This is a genomic window from Prochlorococcus marinus str. MIT 9211 (assembly GCF_000018585.1).
GTDB lineage: Bacteria > Cyanobacteriota > Cyanobacteriia > PCC-6307 > Cyanobiaceae > Prochlorococcus_D > Prochlorococcus_D marinus_B.
This window is the reverse complement of the sequence record NC_009976.1, coordinates 153,994-170,525: the sequence shown is the minus strand read 5'-3', so window position 1 is coordinate 170,525 and position 16,532 is coordinate 153,994. Positions and strand designations below refer to the sequence as shown.

Annotated in this window: 19 protein-coding genes; 10 read left to right on the top strand and 9 right to left on the bottom strand. The window is 38.8% G+C overall.

Annotated features, from left to right (window positions below):
* The first annotated feature begins 22 nt into the window (after positions 1–22).
* From nuoH to P9211_RS09175, 7 genes are all read left to right on the top strand, one after another.
* On the top strand, positions 23–1,141 hold the full coding sequence (gene nuoH / locus P9211_RS00865; protein ID WP_193328935.1) for an NADH-quinone oxidoreductase subunit NuoH: 1,119 nt from the start codon (positions 23–25) through the stop codon (positions 1,139–1,141).
* A gap of 94 nt (positions 1,142–1,235) precedes the next feature.
* Entirely contained in the window at positions 1,236–1,883 is a 648-nt protein-coding gene (gene ndhI, locus P9211_RS00860; RefSeq protein WP_012194732.1) for an NAD(P)H-quinone oxidoreductase subunit I, read from the top strand.
* Positions 1,883–2,485 (top strand): NADH-quinone oxidoreductase subunit J, encoded by a 603-nt coding sequence (locus P9211_RS00855; RefSeq protein WP_012194731.1) that lies wholly within the window; start codon positions 1,883–1,885, stop codon positions 2,483–2,485. Before ndhI ends, P9211_RS00855 begins: the two co-directional genes overlap by 1 nt.
* A complete protein-coding gene (gene nuoK, locus P9211_RS00850) occupies positions 2,486–2,809 on the top strand; it encodes an NADH-quinone oxidoreductase subunit NuoK (RefSeq protein ID WP_012194730.1) in 324 nt (107 codons plus the stop codon).
* 12 nt (positions 2,810–2,821) lie between these two features.
* Positions 2,822–3,733: an NAD(+) kinase gene (locus P9211_RS00845; protein ID WP_012194729.1), complete on the top strand. Its 912-nt coding sequence runs from the start codon at positions 2,822–2,824 to the stop codon at positions 3,731–3,733.
* Positions 3,734–3,744: 11 nt separating this feature from the next.
* Positions 3,745–4,245 (top strand): CYTH domain-containing protein, encoded by a 501-nt coding sequence (locus tag P9211_RS00840; RefSeq protein ID WP_012194728.1) that lies wholly within the window; start codon positions 3,745–3,747, stop codon positions 4,243–4,245.
* A gap of 88 nt (positions 4,246–4,333) precedes the next feature.
* Positions 4,334–4,531 (top strand): hypothetical protein, encoded by a 198-nt coding sequence (locus tag P9211_RS09175; RefSeq protein WP_012194727.1) that lies wholly within the window; start codon positions 4,334–4,336, stop codon positions 4,529–4,531.
* On the opposite strand, the gene P9211_RS00835 is transcribed toward P9211_RS09175, so the two are convergent.
* Positions 4,494–4,766 (bottom strand): helix-turn-helix domain-containing protein, encoded by a 273-nt coding sequence (locus P9211_RS00835; protein ID WP_012194726.1) that lies wholly within the window; start codon positions 4,764–4,766, stop codon positions 4,494–4,496. The genes P9211_RS09175 and P9211_RS00835 overlap by 38 nt on opposite strands.
* An 83-nt stretch (positions 4,767–4,849) precedes the next feature.
* Between P9211_RS00835 and P9211_RS00830 the strand changes: the two genes are divergently transcribed.
* Entirely contained in the window at positions 4,850–5,743 is an 894-nt protein-coding gene (locus P9211_RS00830) for a methylenetetrahydrofolate reductase (RefSeq protein WP_049750880.1), read from the top strand.
* Here P9211_RS00830 and P9211_RS00825 read toward each other — a convergent pair.
* The 6 genes from P9211_RS00825 to P9211_RS00800 all read right to left on the bottom strand — a co-directional run bounded on the left by P9211_RS00825 (position 5,724) and on the right by P9211_RS00800 (position 12,928).
* A complete protein-coding gene (locus tag P9211_RS00825; protein ID WP_012194724.1) occupies positions 5,724–6,902 on the bottom strand; it encodes a nucleotidyltransferase family protein in 1,179 nt (392 codons plus the stop codon). The two genes, P9211_RS00830 and P9211_RS00825, sit on opposite strands and share 20 nt — an antisense overlap.
* Positions 6,903–6,959: 57 nt before the next feature.
* Complete coding sequence (locus tag P9211_RS00820) at positions 6,960–7,850, bottom strand: segregation/condensation protein A (RefSeq protein WP_012194723.1); 891 nt, start codon at positions 7,848–7,850, stop codon at positions 6,960–6,962.
* 74 nt (positions 7,851–7,924) lie between these two features.
* A complete protein-coding gene (locus P9211_RS00815) occupies positions 7,925–8,293 on the bottom strand; it encodes a LapA family protein (RefSeq protein WP_012194722.1) in 369 nt (122 codons plus the stop codon).
* An 84-nt stretch (positions 8,294–8,377) separates the two neighbouring features.
* Positions 8,378–10,036: an NAD(P)H-quinone oxidoreductase subunit 4 gene (locus tag P9211_RS00810; RefSeq protein WP_430270483.1), complete on the bottom strand. Its 1,659-nt coding sequence runs from the start codon at positions 10,034–10,036 to the stop codon at positions 8,378–8,380.
* A gap of 116 nt (positions 10,037–10,152) precedes the next feature.
* The gene (locus P9211_RS00805; RefSeq protein WP_012194720.1) at positions 10,153–12,156 is read right to left on the bottom strand and encodes an NAD(P)H-quinone oxidoreductase subunit 5; all 2,004 of its coding nucleotides are present in this window, start codon (positions 12,154–12,156) and stop codon (positions 10,153–10,155) included.
* A 34-nt stretch (positions 12,157–12,190) separates the two neighbouring features.
* Positions 12,191–12,928 (bottom strand): NnrU family protein, encoded by a 738-nt coding sequence (locus tag P9211_RS00800; protein WP_012194719.1) that lies wholly within the window; start codon positions 12,926–12,928, stop codon positions 12,191–12,193.
* A 93-nt stretch (positions 12,929–13,021) separates the two neighbouring features.
* On the opposite strand from P9211_RS00800, the gene P9211_RS00795 reads away from it, so the two are divergent.
* A complete protein-coding gene (locus tag P9211_RS00795) occupies positions 13,022–13,990 on the top strand; it encodes a LysR family transcriptional regulator (RefSeq protein WP_012194718.1) in 969 nt (322 codons plus the stop codon).
* A gap of 4 nt (positions 13,991–13,994) precedes the next feature.
* Here P9211_RS00795 and P9211_RS00790 read toward each other — a convergent pair whose 3' ends face one another.
* Together P9211_RS00790 and P9211_RS00785 are read right to left on the bottom strand one after the other, a co-directional pair.
* On the bottom strand, positions 13,995–14,636 hold the full coding sequence (locus P9211_RS00790) for a DUF3172 domain-containing protein (RefSeq protein ID WP_012194717.1): 642 nt from the start codon (positions 14,634–14,636) through the stop codon (positions 13,995–13,997).
* Positions 14,633–14,980, bottom strand: coding sequence for an NAD(P)H-quinone oxidoreductase subunit M (locus P9211_RS00785; protein ID WP_012194716.1), 348 nt, complete (start codon positions 14,978–14,980; stop codon positions 14,633–14,635). Before P9211_RS00785 ends, P9211_RS00790 begins: the two co-directional genes overlap by 4 nt.
* 105 nt (positions 14,981–15,085) lie before the next feature.
* On the opposite strand from P9211_RS00785, the gene pds reads away from it, so the two are divergent.
* Positions 15,086–16,504 carry a 15-cis-phytoene desaturase gene (gene pds, locus P9211_RS00780; protein WP_012194715.1) on the top strand — a complete coding sequence of 473 codons (1,419 nt, stop codon included), beginning with the start codon at positions 15,086–15,088 and terminating at the stop codon, positions 16,502–16,504.
* Positions 16,505–16,532 lie beyond the last annotated feature (28 nt).

Sequence of the window (16,532 nt, the reverse complement as noted above, 5' to 3'; positions counted from 1 at the left end):
TGGAATAGTTCTAGGAACTGTATTGAATACAGAATTGGATCTTGAAGTTGGGTTCAACAGCATCCTTCAAGGGTTTGGACTATCCAAAGAACTTGCTCATATCCTGTGGTTACCACTGCCAATGCTTTTGGTATTGACGGCAGCATTGATAGGAGTATTGGTAACGGTTTGGCTAGAAAGAAAGATTTCCGCAGCAGCGCAACAAAGAATTGGTCCAGAATATGCGGGAGCATTGGGCATTCTCCAGCCAATGGCAGATGGCCTGAAACTACTAGTTAAAGAAGATGTAATACCAGCAAAAGCCGATAGTTTATTATTTACATTGGGTCCAATATTAGTATTAGTTCCAGTAATACTTTCTTGGCTGATTATTCCATTTGGGCAAAACTTGCTGATTAGCAATGTTGGGATAGGTATTTTTTTATGGATAGCTCTAAGTAGTATTCAACCAATTGGTTTATTAATGAGCGGATATGCATCAAATAATAAATACTCTTTATTGGGAGGATTAAGAGCTGCCGCTCAATCAATAAGTTATGAGATCCCTCTGGCTCTATCAGTATTAGCAGTTGTAATGATGAGTAATTCCCTAAGCACTATTGACATAGTTAATCAACAAAATAGTTTTGGCTTTCTAAGTTGGAATATATGGAGGCAACCTATCGGATTTTTAATTTTTTGGATATGCGCACTCGCAGAATGTGAAAGATTACCTTTTGATCTACCAGAAGCCGAGGAAGAGCTAGTAGCCGGATATCAAACAGAATATGCGGGTATGAAATTCGCTCTTTTTTATCTTGGCAGTTATATAAATCTCGTATTATCAGCATTGCTAGTATCAGTGCTCTATCTAGGAGGCTGGGGCTTCCCAATCCCTGTCGAATGGGTAGCTAAATTCCTTGGTCAAAATATCGACGCACCTTTAATACAAGTTTTTACAGGTTCCATAGGAATAGTAATGACAATACTAAAGACATATTTATTGGTTTTCTTGGCAATACTTCTTAGATGGACTACTCCTCGAGTACGTATTGATCAATTGTTAGATCTTGGCTGGAAATTCTTACTTCCAATTGGTTTAGTCAATTTGCTTGTGACTGCAGGACTGAAACTTGCATTCCCTATAGCCTTTGGCGGCTAATAATGCTTGTTTAAGCAATAATACCTATGATGAATTTGAAAGAGCTTGTAAAATTTAAACATGCCTTCTTGGTGCAAACATAGTTGAGAATCAAATGGCTGGGTTCTTTCAACAAGTAACTGAATACACCCGCAATGCAATCAGTGCGGGCAAGTACCTCTTACAAGGTCTAGCGGTTACTTTTGACCACATGGGTCGCAGACCGATAACAGTTCAATACCCTTACGAGAAATTAATTCCATCAGAGCGGTACAGAGGAAGAATTCATTATGAATTTGATAAATGCATTGCATGTGAAGTTTGCGTCCGAGTCTGCCCAATCAATCTCCCAGTAGTTGACTGGGTAATGAATAAAGAAACCAAGAAAAAAGAGCTTAGAAATTATTCCATTGACTTTGGAGTATGTATCTTTTGTGGAAATTGTGTTGAATATTGTCCAACAAATTGTCTTTCAATGACTGAAGAGTATGAACTAGCAGCATTTGATAGACATAGCTTGAACTTTGATAACGTTGCATTAGGCAGGTTGCCTACAAGTGTTACTACAGATCCATCAGTTAAGTCTTTGCGAGAATTTGCATATCTACCTGAAAAAGTTTTTGATCCTCATGAAGTTTTGCCCACAGAGCCTCGAGCAGGCAAACTACCCGAAGAGGTCTTAGATTGGATGAAAGCTGAAACAACAGATAAGAAAGTAATGGAATCTAGTTCTAATAATTTCAAGGAAGGAGATAAACCTTAATGTCAATATCAACTAGCACAGAGCAAATATGTTTTCTCATCCTTGGATTAATAGTAATTGGAGGATCCTTAGGGGTTGTATTGCTCAATAACATTGTTTACTCTGCATTCTTACTTGGAGGGGTATTTATGGGCGTAGCTGGATTATATCTTTTATTAAATGCCAGCTTCGTAGCTGCAGCACAAATCCTTGTTTACGTTGGGGCTGTAAATGTTTTAATACTTTTTGCAATCATGTTGGTAAATAAAAAAGAAGAATTAAAACCAATCAAAGCATTAAGAACTAGAAAAATTCTTTCTGCTGGAGTATGCACAGGTTTATTAATACTTTTATTTCGTGTTGATATAACAACTCCATGGATCTTCCCTGGACCAAATTCCATCGGTGAATTATCTACTGAAAGGATAGGGGAACATCTTTTCACTGACTATCTATTACCTTTTGAACTTGCTTCAGTTCTATTATTAATGGCAATGATAGGAGCTATAGTTTTGGCAAGAAGAGATGTTTTAATAAGTGATATAGGCACTGGAGATTCTGTTAATCAAAGCCTCATTGAAAAGTCAAACGAGCAAATCTTACTTGATCAATCATCTGAATAAATGTTTACTTCTGATTCGATTCCATTACAAGATTATCTAATTATTGCCTCAGTACTTTTTTGCATAGGAGTTTGGGGACTTATAAATAGTAGAAATGCAGTCAGAGTTTTAATGAGCATTGAACTAATGCTCAATGCAGTAAATATTAATCTTATGGCTTTCTCAGCATATATCGATGGGAATCTGATAAGAGGCCAAGTTTTTACAGTTTTTGTTATCACTGTTGCAGCCGCAGAAGCCGCAGTTGGTCTTGCAATCCTAATCTCTCTATATCGTAATAGAACCACTGTTGATATGGAGAGTTTTAACTTATTAAAATGGTAATAAATTAAGATTATGAATCTTAATTTAGTTTGGATAATTTATAAGGCAAAAAGTAAGAATGCCTTAGAAGAATCATTGCTTTGCTTTGAAAAGCTTCATTCTAAAGGAATAGAAGTAATTAAGTTTGAAAGTGGCATTGACACAAATCAATTAAAAGCAATATCTACGTCGAAACCCAAGTTGCCTGACTTAGCTATTGTGCTTGGGGGTGATGGAACAGTACTTGGTGCAGCTAGACATCTAGCAATCCATCAAATACCTATCTTAAGTTTTAATGTTGGAGGTAACCTTGGATTCCTTACTCATGATAAATCACTATTAAATAATGACGAAGTATGGGAAAGGGTTAGAGAGGACCAGTTCGCAATTGAAAGAAGAATGATGCTTCAAGCGAACCTTAGCAACTCAGATAAAAGCAATAAATATAAAGGAGGAAAAAATTATTGGGCTTTAAATGATTTTTATTTTCGCTCTTACCATGATGAAACCTCTCCGACATGTTCTCTAGAGCTTCTTATAGACGATGAAGCAGTCGATCGATATAAAGGTGATGGACTAATTATTTCTTCCCCTACAGGGTCCACTGCTTATGCAATGGCAACTGGCGGGCCAATCCTTCATCCTGGAATTGAAGCAATAGTTGTTAGTGCAATATGTCCTATGAGTCTGTCTAGTCGGCCAATAGTTGTACCATCAGGTTCAAAACTAACCATTAAGCCAATAGGAGATCTAAGCCGCCGAGTAAAACTATGGCAAGACGGAGTGAGTAGTGAATTGATTCAACCTGGAGATCAATGCTTAATTCAAAAAGCTAGGCATCACGCACAAATGTTAATACTGGATCAAAGTCCTTCTTATTACAGAACTCTTACTCAAAAGCTTCATTGGGCAGGTAGTTTGTCAAATCAAAATAATTTTTTCTAGACAACAAATAAATGTCCATTGAAACGGAAAGAAGGTTTCTTGTTAAGAATAAAGAATGGCAAGTATTGATAAAAAAATGCATAAAAATTCGCCAAGGCTACCTGTCAACTGATTTTCAAGAGTGGATTACAAGAATCAGGATTATTAACAATCAAAGATCTTATATAACGATAAAAAATTCTAAGGGGGGAATGCAAAGTCATGAATTTGAATACAAGATTCCTATTCACGATGCTGAATCAATTTGGCATTTACTCAACTACAAGCTCATCAAGCAGAGATATCTTCTTGATCTCAATCCAGGCTCTTGGGTAGTTGATTGCTTTAAAAATGAAAACTCGCCTTTAGTTATTGCTGAAGTCGAATTAGAAGCGCCTGAATTGGATGTAATGATTCCAGATTGGTGTGGCAAAGAATTGACCGGGCAAAAGCAATGGAGTAATGCTGCCCTCGCAAAATTTCCTTTATCTAAATGGCCTCAAGAGGATCGCAAAAAATTGGCAGATTTGTAAAAAAGAGCAAAAGTACTTTAGATTGTCTTTATATTTCAAGTCGAGTAATTATCGGCCATCAATCAGCAAAAGCTGAGGAGAGTCGGAATTGTTTGGTTTATATGACATCGACGGTATTCTTCGCGTCTCATGCAATGACATAGAGGCTTGTATTGCATATGCAGAGCTCCTTGATCTTCGAAAAGATGAATATTCCTTAATGGACCTACCAGAATCCAATATTAAAGAAACTTCTAAGAATCGTTGGCTTAGGGATCGTCCTCGTCAGGCAAAGAACAACAATTAAAGCCATCTCGACAAATTTTCCCATGATCCATAGCCCAATTTAAAAGAGCTACCCGATTCTTAGACCCTGTTTTAGTAAACATATTGCTCACATGGTTATCTACCGTTCTTTTACTAATAGTCAGCCTTTGAGCTATCTCTTGATTTGTTAAGCCATCAGCAACTAAGTCAATAATCTCCATCTCTCTAGCTGAGAGTGACATTTGACCTGAATTAGCGAAATCCCCTGAAAACATGCCCTCCCTACAAACTCATTTAATTCATATTACGCAAACTAGGCTGTTTGATAAGCGATAGTAATTATCTCATTAGAAAACAATTGGATTCTGTTCTTCAATATGCCCTCGAATCCGAAGGCGCAGCAATTACAGCTGAGATAATGCCCCCTCGAGGTGGGGACCCATCACATGCCATTGCAATGGCTTCCAAACTTTCCGACAGGGTTCATGCCCTCAACGTGACAGATGGGAGTAGAGCAATTATGCGAATGAGCAGTCTTGCTGTTTGTAAATTACTTTTAGAGGCAAACCTGGAACCAGTACTTCAAATAGCATGTAGAGATAAGAACAGAATCGGTTTACAAGCGGAAATACTTGGAGCGCATGCTCTTGGTATTAAAAACGTGCTTTGTCTTACTGGAGATCCTGTCAAAGCTGGTGATCAACCAAATGCTAGGCCTGTTCATGACTTCGAATCCGTACAACTACTAAAGCAAGTTGCTGCATTAAATAGAGGAGAAGATCCTGTGCAAGGGCAATTACCTAATGGAAGAACTGCATTATTTGCAGGTGCAGCAGCTGACCCCAACTGTAAGAATCTCAATAGCCTGCTCAAAAGACTGGAAAGAAAAAAGCTTGCTGGAGCGCAATTCTTACAGACTCAAATGGTTATGAACTCAAGAGTGTTAGAACGTTTCTCCAAAGAAATTGCAGACCCTCTTGAATTCCCTGTCCTGGCAGGAGTTTTCTTATTGAAATCTGCAAAAAATGCTGCATTTATCAACAAAGTCGTACCAGGTGCATGTATACCCAATTCAATTCTTGCAAGATTAGACAATGCTCATGAGCCAATAAAAGAAGGAATCACAATCGCAGCGGAGCAAGTGAAAAGTTTCTTAGGGATAACGAAAGGAGTTCATATAATGGCTATAAGAGCAGAACATTTGATCCCGCAAATCCTTGATCAAGCCAATGTCAAGAAATTGAACCAATAAGGTCTGTTCCTAGAAGCTCAGCCATAGCCTTTTGCTGCGGAGAGGGCTCTCCTAAGTCTTGCCTTCTAGCATCAGTAATTAGCCAATCTAGCGCTGCTTCTTGCAAATCAAAATGATCGCCATTTTTATCTACGCAATATCGGCCAAAAACTAGTTTTTCTACCAACTGAACTCCTGAGCCAATACGTGAATAATCAAAAATAATTGAATTATCAATAGTAGCTCCTTCGCAAATACAACAACTAGGTCCAATCATTGAAGGTCCAATAATGGTTACACCATCTTCAATTCTTGTCATGCCGCCTACATAAATAGGGCCATCAACTTTTATCTTGTCCCAATTTGCGGCAACATTAAGTCCAGTAAAAACTCCAGGCCTCACTTCCTTACCTGGGATATCCACTTGGCGAACGTCTCCCAAGAGGACACTCCTAATAGCTCTCCAATAATCTGGTACCTTCCCAATATCAACCCACTCAAAGTCCATTGGCAAAGCATAGAAAGGAGCCTCCATTTCAACTAACTTAGGGAAGAGATCCGAACCAATATCAAACGGTTTATTTGAGGGAATATGTTTAAAAATCTCAGGTTCAAAGAGATATATGCCTGTATTAATAGTCTCACTTAATGCATTGTCTAAGGATGGTTTTTCTTGGAATGCTTTAACTCGATCATTTTCATCAGTCACCACTACCCCATAACTGCTGACTTGTTCTTTAGGAACTCTCTTAGTGATCAAAGTTGCTAAGGCTCCTTTCTCCTTATGCCGTCTAACTGCCTGGGTAAGGTCTAAATCAATAAGCGCATCGCCACATAAAACAACAAAAGTATCATCAAAAAATTCCTGGAAATCTTGAATTTTTTTTAACCCGCCAGCAGAGCCTAGAGCATCTCCAATTAACTCTCCATCTTCTATACGTCCTTCAAAGCTATAAGCAATCTCAACTCCAAACCTCTGTCCATCTCTAAAATAATTCTCAATCTCTTCAGCCAAATGTGAAACATTGACCATGACTTCTGTAAAACCATGCTCCTTAAGAAGTTCCAACAGAAATTCCATAACGGGTTTCTGAAGAATTGGAATCATTGGCTTTGGAATCACATGAGTGATTGGCTGTACTCGTGTTCCTTTGCCTGCAGCCAAGATCATCGCCTTCATAGGCGTTTTAGGTCCCTCATTAACTAAGACAAAATAGACTGATATTTACACCTACTACTAAGCCGCGGCCGGAGCAACAGCTGTCACGTCAAATGTTTTCAGAGGTAGTTGAGCAATAGTTCCAGGTGCGAGAATCCTTTTAAGCTTTAGCTTGCCAAATAAAGAATTGTCTTGTTGAAGCTCAACTTTGCCCTGAGAACATAAAAATAACAATGCCCAAAAAACGCCAACGCGATCAGAATCTAATTCCTGACTAGCTATACCTTTCCATAGTTCGACCAAGAATTCAAAATCTACCCAATTAAGAGCTTCTTCACAACTATTCAAAAAAACCCCCAATGCAGCAGTTGTCTCTGGAAGTTTTTCGCGATGTGCCAGTGAGCTGACTTGTTGAATTATTTGTTTATCACTAAATCTCTTTTCCCGTCTTTTCCTTCGAATATTTAATTCATCAGATTCTATTGTTTCTGCAATGGCTTCCAATTGCTCAATTAATTCTGCTAAAGAGATTGATCGTCGCAGTGGAGGGGGCGCAACTGGTCGTCTATATAAATGTCGTTCAGGATATCTGGGAAGATCTAATTTAGGATCAATCCATTCTTGGTCAGCAAAACTACCATCATCCATATCGTCGAAATCAGATTCTGGAGGGAAAGTTTCCGATTCCAGAATTTCAGCTTTCAAGCCAACTAAGACAGAAGCAGCAAGAAATGCCTCACTACTATCTGATAAATCTTTTTCAAAGGTACCCCCCCTATAGGCTATTGAAGAAGAAATATTTCTTGGACTTTGTATCTTCTGCCTTAATTGATCTAAAAAACCATCAATCACTGGAATTACATCAACATCCCAAGGGTCAATTTCACCTTTCTCTACAGCATCTTGTATTAGGCGAATGGCAAGCCTTGCGCCTGACTGTGGTGCTGTTTTTAATCCGTCAATCGGCAAAGACTAGATGACTCTTAGAGAAAGTTAACGAGAGAAGGAAGTATGCGCCATACAAACTTTAAAGAACCAATTATTTATGCGGCATCTTTATCTATCTCTAATTCCTTCTCGCCAGAAAAACTCATAAAGGGCAAAAGATTATTTTGCTTTGCCTTTAGACGGTTGTAGTCCAACTCCAATTCCTTAATTCGATTCTTGGTATCTTCCAACTCACGAATTTCATCACCTCGTAATTTGTCACTCCAACCAGCAAAAAGCCATGCTCCGCAAGCACCTAGGCCAGAAGCAATTAATACCAATGCTGCTATAGGCAGGGACCCTGAAACACCAGGAGCAATATTTACAGTCGCTGCAGAAGTATTTTCAAGGGTGAAATAAACCATCAAAAGAGCCAAAACAAACATCACGGCAAAATTGATTGCTTTCAAGTTGATCTTTTGCATTACAAAGAAATTACACAATAGAAAATTAATAAATGGATTATTGAAATGCAATAAGCAAGGATTAAAAAAATTAGAAGTTTTCTGTCAGCTTTTCCTTACTTTATAAGGAGTCAAACTTGGCGTAGAGCTAGTTATTAATGACAAGTTCTTATTTGAAGAAATAGTTTCTGATGGTTTAAGCATTTGTTCAATAGCAATCTTATCTCTTTCAACCAAACCATCTATAGAAGCTATATAAGTCTCAGTCATAATCCTTGGATATAAACCTATCCCAATGATCGGGACAAGCAGACTACCTATTACATAAATCTCTCTAGGTTCTGCATCAACTAATTCCCTATTAGAAAGAAACTCAACATTCTCTTTGCCAAAAAATATCTCTCGAAGCATTGATAATAAATAAATTGGAGTCAGAATAACTCCAATAGCAGCAAGGCCTGCAATCACAATCCTAAAAGGAAGTGTATAAACTTCATCGGTTACAAAACCTGTAAATACCATTAATTCAGAAACAAAGCCACTCATGCCTGGTAATGCCAAAGAAGCCAATGAACATGTAGTCCAAAGAGCAAACATAATGCGCATTTTTTGGCCAACCCCTCCCATTTCATTGAGTTGCAGAGTTCTTGTTCTGTCATAAGTAGCTCCGACTAAGAAGAACAAGCTTGCACCAATTAAGCCATGGCTAACCATCTGCAACATTGCTCCGCTTGTTCCCAGCGAGCTAAAGCTACCTATGCCTATAAGAACAAATCCCATATGACTAATAGAGCTATAAGCAATTTTTCGTTTCAGGTTCCTTTGCGCAAAAGATGTCAGCGCTGCATAAATAATATTTACCACCCCAAGCACAATTAACAAAGGGGCAAATTGTGCATGTGCTGCAGGGAGCAATTGTGCATTAAACCTTAAAAGGGCATATCCACCCATCTTCAACAAAATACCTGCCAAAAGCATATGAACAGGAGCTGTTGCTTCTCCATGTGCATCAGGCAACCAAGTATGCAAAGGCACTACAGGAAGTTTCACCCCAAAAGCAATTAGTAAGCCCCCATAACACAACAATTGAAATCCTGTACCGAAATCTTGATTGGCGAGATGAGTAAATTCAAAGTTTGGCGTTCCTCCTCCAAAGAAACCCATTGCCAAAGCGGCAAGAAGAATAAAAAGCGAACTACCAGCTGTATAAATAATGAATTTTGTAGCCGCATATTGTCTTTTCTTTCCTCCCCAAATAGCTAGCAAAAGATAAACAGGCAAGAGTTCAAGCTCCCATGCCAAAAAGAAAAGCAGCATATCTTGCACAGCAAATACTGCTATCTGACCTCCATCCATTGCCAAGATGAGGAAGAAAAACAATTTAGGTTTAAAGCTGACAGGCCATGCTGCAAGTACAGCTAATGCAGTAATAAAGCTAGTCAGAAGTATTAGAGGCATGGAGAGTCCATCTGCTCCTACAGCCCATGTGAGACCTAAATCAGGAAGCCAAGACACCCTTTCTGCCAACTGCAAACCTTCCTGGGATGGGTCATATCCTTTTAAGTAAGCACCTACAGTTATTAAAAAAGTTACTAACGCAATCCCTAATGCATACCATCGAACTGTTTTCCCATCTCCTTTATCAGGAATAAATGGAACAACTAATGAACCAAATATTGGGAAAAGAATAGAAAGACTTAACCAAGGAAAATCTGCCTCAATTGGTTCTGGAACAGTTCCAGAAAAAGTTGCCAAAATTGAAATTGGCGTACATTCAAACACTGCTTAAATCTTCACCACTTTTTGGAGTGTAGAAATACTTAGAGACATCGCATCCAATCGATAGGGGATGACACACACAACTAACAAATTTAAGCAAGTTAAGTACCCAATACTCCAAAAAGAGCTACTAGTGCTATTACTCCTCCAAAGACAATGAGTGCATAAAACTGTGCTCTGCCAGTCTCAAAATATTTCAATCCTTCTCCGCTTCCTAAAGTTAAAAGCCCAGTTAAATTAACAACTCCATCAACAACCTTGGCATCCACCTCTAAAACTTCACGAGCTAATTTTCTGCTCCCACGAACAAAAATCCTTTCATTAATATCATCTAAATACCACTTGTTCGATAAAAAAGCATTAATTGCTGGGTATCTCTGTGCAATGTTTGTAGCTAAATCGATTCGCTTCAAGAAATAAGCAAAAACTGCCAAGGAAATCCCAGCGATTGAAATGGCAACAGACCCTAAGGCTAGAGGAAGGAATTCCCCCCAACTAAAATTAGTTGCCATCTCAATTGCCTCTGTTGGATCAAGTAATTTTGCAAAACTGCTATTCCATGGAGTACCTAAAAAGCCAATAATCACAGAAGGCACAGCTAAAACAACTAATGGCACTGTCATTGGCCAAGCGGATTCGTGAATTGAACCAGAATGATGATCTTCTTGCTCTTCATTATCTTTTCCTGCAAGAACTAATAACTCCTCTTGAAGCTCTACATTATCTCCCCTAAAGCTACCCTCAAATGTAAGGAAATACAGCCTAAACATATAAAAGGCTGTCATCCCAGCAGTTAGGAAGCCAATTCCCCAAAGGATTGGGAATGTATTAAACGCCTCTCCAAGTATTTCATCTTTACTCCAGAAACCAGCCAAAGGAGGAATTCCACTAATCGCAACACATCCAATCAAAAAAGTCATTGAAGTAATAGGCATCTTTTTGCGTAAACCACCCATTAGTCTCATATCTTGAGCAAGAATCGGTTCATGCCCTACTACTTCTTCCATTGCATGAATCACCGAACCTGATCCCAAGAAAAGCATTGCCTTAAAGAAAGCATGCGTGACCAAATGGAACATCCCCGCAATGGGCGCACCACAACCCATTGCAAGCATCATGTAACCAAGCTGAGAAACAGTGCTATACGCTAAACCCTTCTTTAAATCCATCTGGGTCAAAGCAATTGAAGCCCCTAAAAAGCATGTAATTGTTCCAAAAATGGCTATTAATAGTCCAATAAAAGGGAATTGGCTATACAGAGGCTCAAGTCTCGCGACAAGAAACACCCCAGCTGCAACCATGGTCGCGGCATGAATTAATGCTGAGATAGGTGTTGGCCCTTCCATGGCATCTGGCAACCAAACATGCAATGGAAATTGAGCAGATTTAGCCATAGGGCCCATAAAGACTAAGAAACAAAGCAATAAGGCCGCCCATACAGGTACATTGCCAGAAGCAGTTGCATCAGCCAGACCTGTAGCTATCCCATCAAAATCAAAACTTCCCGTAGCCCAAAACAGTCCAAGAATCCCAAGTAAAAGTCCAAAATCACCAACTCTATTTACAACAAAAGCTTTTTGAGCCGCATGAGCTGCACCATCTCTGTCATACCAGAACCCAACTAAAAGATATGAGCACATTCCAACTAATTCCCAAAAAACATATATTTCAAGCAAGTTTGGACTAATTATTAAGCCCAGCATTGAGCTACTAAATAATGCCAAATAGGTGAAAAATCTCACATATCCTTTGTCATGAGCCATATACCCATGGGAATAAATCATTACCAAAAGGGCAATTGTGGTAACCAAAGACAGCATTACCGCAGCCAAAGGGTCGACTACATACCCCATTGGCAAACTGAAGTCTCCAGCACTAGCCCATATAAAAAGATGCTCTACTGGAGGGGCCCCAGAAACTTGTTCTAAAAGAACTGCATAACTCAATACAGCTGAAGCCCCTACACATGTCAACAAACTTATTGCGACAGGCTTTCTCAACCGATTGGTTTCTCGGTTGAAACTAATTAATCCCAATCCTGATAACACCGCCCCGATGAGAGGGAGCAAAGGTATTAACCATGCGATTTCAGCGGCCGATAGCATCCTGTATTCTCAGGTCCTTGTGAGTGTAGGCATTTCAGGCAAGTAGTTCTGACAACTTGGAAGAGAGAAATACTTCTGATCCAAAGGAGATAAAACGATGCCCCCACCAAAACGTAGCTACTGCAATGCAAATTCCAAATTGGGAAGGTCTAAGAAATTCTTTAATTTCTAATGTTTGTCGTCCATTGATGACCGCAAGAAAAGGAATGACTGAAGTATTTCTTTTAAGTTCCTCAAAATCTGCGCCGAATTTTTCTCTTAATCTTTTATCTCCATGCCAAACAGCAAATAAATGATGCCCTATCAAACCAAAACAAGTACACATCATAAAGCTGCTTCCAATCCAAAGACCATGAGCAAAACACCAAATAATCTGACCAACTGCCTGCGGGTGTCTTGTAATTCTAATGATCCCTTGTTCATAAAGTCTCATTTGAGGCTTTGCCAAAGCAGGAATCTCAAGAAGGTTGTAGGTAGCAGGGTATAAAAACAAGAAACTCAAAGCAGTCAAGCACCACACAATTTGAACCATTCCAGGAACTCCTTGTAAGTTCCACAGTCGAATACCATCATATCTATGAGCTAAGAAATAAATGATTAATACTCCAGCAGCAGGGATGCTTAGTGAAGCAAATATGAGCCTCCATGCCCTAGGCCCTATAAGGGATTCTGCTTTTACTCTCAACGCAGCTCCTCCACTATGGATCACTGCAAAAGAAACCAAAAGCAATAGCATCACAAAACTGCTGTGATGAATACCTTCTGAAAACATTTGTGGCAGAAGATCACTTTAATAATTATTAGATTCTGAGTCATCGACTGTCCAGCCTAAAGTTTTTACCGTTCTTGAAATTAGACAGCCGTTATGGCTGAACTGCCTTTCACTCTTGATCAGCTCAGAATCCTTCAAGCAATAGTTAAGGAAGGGAGCTTTAAAAAAGCTGCAGAAACCCTTTATGTAACCCAGCCTGCAGTAAGCCTTCAAATTCAAAATCTTGAAAAACAATTAGAAATTGCAATTTTTGATAGAGGGGGAAGAAAAGCTCAATTAACAGAGGCTGGAAAACTTTTACTGAAATATTGTGAAAAAATCCTGAATCAGTGTGATGAAGCTTGTGGTGCGATTGAAGATTTACACAACCTCAAAGGGGGCTCATTAATAATCGGAGCAAGCCAAACAACAGGAACATATTTAATGCCTCGAATGATTGGACTTTTCAGGCAAAAGTTCCCGGACGTATCAGTGGTGCTTCAAGTTCATAGCACTCGAAGAACAGGCTGGAGTGTTGCCAATGGTCAAATTGATTTAGCAATAATTGGGGGACAACTGCCGGCAGAGCTACATGAATTACTTGAGATAATTCCTTACGCAACAGATGAATTGGCATTAGTACTTCCTGTTAAACATCCATTAGCAAGACACCACGAACTAACAAAAGAAGATTTATATCGTCTCAGTTTTGTTACTTTAGACTCTCAATCAACTACAAGAAAAGTTGTTGACCAACTCCTAAAAACTTCTGGATTAGATATTCAGAGATTACGAATTGAGATGGAGCTCAATTCATTAGAAGCAATTAAAAATGCTGTGCAATCTGGCTTAGGAGCAGCATTTCTTCCGGTAGTTTCAATAGAACGAGAATTAGCAGCTGGGACTGTTCACAAACCTAATATTGCAGACCTAGAAGTAAAAAGAGAATTAAAATTAATTAGCAACCCTAGCAGGTATACATCAAGAGCATCAGAAGCATTTACAAAAGATATTTTGCCTGTTTTTGCAAGTTGGGATAGTCCTCTTAGAAATAAAGAAGCTGGTGTTAAGAAGAAACTTTAAAAAATTAGAATTGAATTGCTTCTTGGTTAATGCGAATTCCATCTTCTTCTACTCCCTTTATTATGAATTTATTATCATTCACATCAGCTTGATAGACACAACGAACAGTTGGATTATCTCTAATAGAACCAATATAGGCAAAAGTATTCATTCTCTGCTTGCATTCTCTTACATCTTCATTCGTAATTACTCCTTGTTTTTGAAGAAGAGACCAATTCTCTCTACGAATCACACATCCTGGTTGCAAGGAAGGTTGAGTAACAAAACTAGTTGATGGATTAAGAGTGGTGTACATCTCTATATCTATAACAAAAGCACTAGCACCCCATTGCCTACAAAACTCTGGATCAGGAACCGCCATATCTAACTGCTGTTGACTCGCAATATTTCCTTCACCACCTTGAGTAGTACTCGTAATAGCACTACCAATACCTACGCCCAGAACCAAAACTCCTGCAAGAACGGCTATTGTTCCTGTGTTTAAGCTAATTGTGCTGCCCCCAATTGAAGCTTTTGGTCCTTTGGGGTTTGATGAATATCCATACAAATTTTCATCAAAACTATCTCGCCTAAAAGAAGAACGATCTCTCTGTGAATTCTTATTCGAACGCCCAGAATATGGACCTTTAAAAGGAGGCCGAGTCACAACAGATCCTTTGTTCTGGGTAATCCCATGGAATAGTTAAGGACACGGCAATCAGGGTTATATTTCAATTCTCCTGCTTGAAGGAGTTGCCGAATAGTGCCCTCTAGATCTGAACCAATCTTCCTTAAGTTGTAGTCACTTAAGTCCTTCCCAGAGTATGAGTCCACTAACTCAGAAAAACGTTTATGAACTTTCCCAATAACCAATTCCTCCCAAATGAACTCGTTGTCAGGGTCTAAGTCAAGTGTGAGATGCTCAGAATCTTGCACTAAATCGTTGTTCTCACATCTAGCTGTAAATATTCTGATGTGTCTGGTAGTGCACTTAAGAATGGAATCTGTCATGTAAATAAGTGCTGCAGATAAAAAGTATTGATAACAAAGAATTGAACATAAGGAAAGTTTAGGCACCTTTTCTAACTAAAGTTGCATTCGATATAAAAAAAATGTATGCGTGTTGTTATTGCTGGAGCTGGTTTAGCAGGACTGTCATGCGCGAAATACTTGTGTGACCAAGGCCATAGTCCAGTCGTCTACGAAGCTCGGGAGGTACTTGGCGGCAAAATTGCCGCTTGGAAGGATGAAGAAGGTGATTGGTATGAGACAGGACTTCACATTTTTTTCGGAGCATATCCAAATATGCTTCAGCTATTTAAAGAGCTTGAAATCGAAGATCGACTGCAATGGAAAAGTCATTCGATGATCTTTAATCAACCTGAAGAACCAGGGACCTACAGTCGATTTGATTTTCCAGATCTACCAGCGCCCCTAAATGGAGTGGCTGCCATTTTGAGTAACAATGACATGCTTAGCTGGTCTGAAAAAATTTTATTTGGTGTTGGACTTTTACCAGCAATGCTGCGTGGCCAAGAATATGTAGAAGAATGTGACCTGTTGTCTTGGACTGAATGGCTTAAAAAGCAAAATATACCCTCACGAGTGAATGATGAGGTTTTTATCGCTATGAGTAAAGCCTTGAACTTTATTGGTCCTGATGAAATTTCATCAACTGTCTTGCTAACAGCTTTAAATCGGTTCCTTCAAGAAAAAGATGGATCTAAGATGGCATTCCTTGATGGCGCACCGCCAGAAAGATTATGCAACCCAATTGTTGAATATATAAAATCCCATGGAGGTGCAGTTTACACAAATAGTCCTCTACGAGAAATTAATTTAAATCGAGACTCTAGTGTAAAAAGCTTTACTGTTGGAGGATTAAATGGTGAAGAAAAAAAAGATATCCAAGCAGATGCCTATGTAAGTGCTTTACCTGTAGATTTACTGAAATTACTTATACCAAAAGAATGGAAAAATTTAGAAACTTTTAGAAAATTAGAAGGCTTAGTTGGAGTTCCAGTAATTAACATTCATATATGGTTTGACAGAAAACTTACTAATATTGATCACTTATTATTTAGTCGATCAAAATTACTGAGTGTATATGCTGATATGAGCAACACTTGTAAAGAATATGAAGATCCTAACCGATCAATGCTTGAGTTGGTTTTTGCACCAGCTCAAGAATGGATATCAAAAAGCGATGATGATATTATAGAAGCTACAATGAAAGAGTTAGGAAAACTTTTTCCTAATCATTTCTCAGGTTCTAACCAAGCAAAAATAAGGAAATATAAAGTGGTTAAGACACCCCGTTCTGTATATAAAGCCATCCCAGGATGTCAAGAGCTGAGGCCAGACCAGAAGACTCCTATTAGAAACTTTTTCCTCGCAGGGGACTATACAATGCAGCGCTATCTGGCCTCTATGGAAGGCGCTGTCTTGAGTGGAAAATTATGTGCCAAAAAAGTACACAATGAAGAGGAAAGTCTAAAAATTAATGATAACGAAATTAGCCTAGGTTCCAGCTAATGAATAGTGGATTACGAAACCAAAAGTT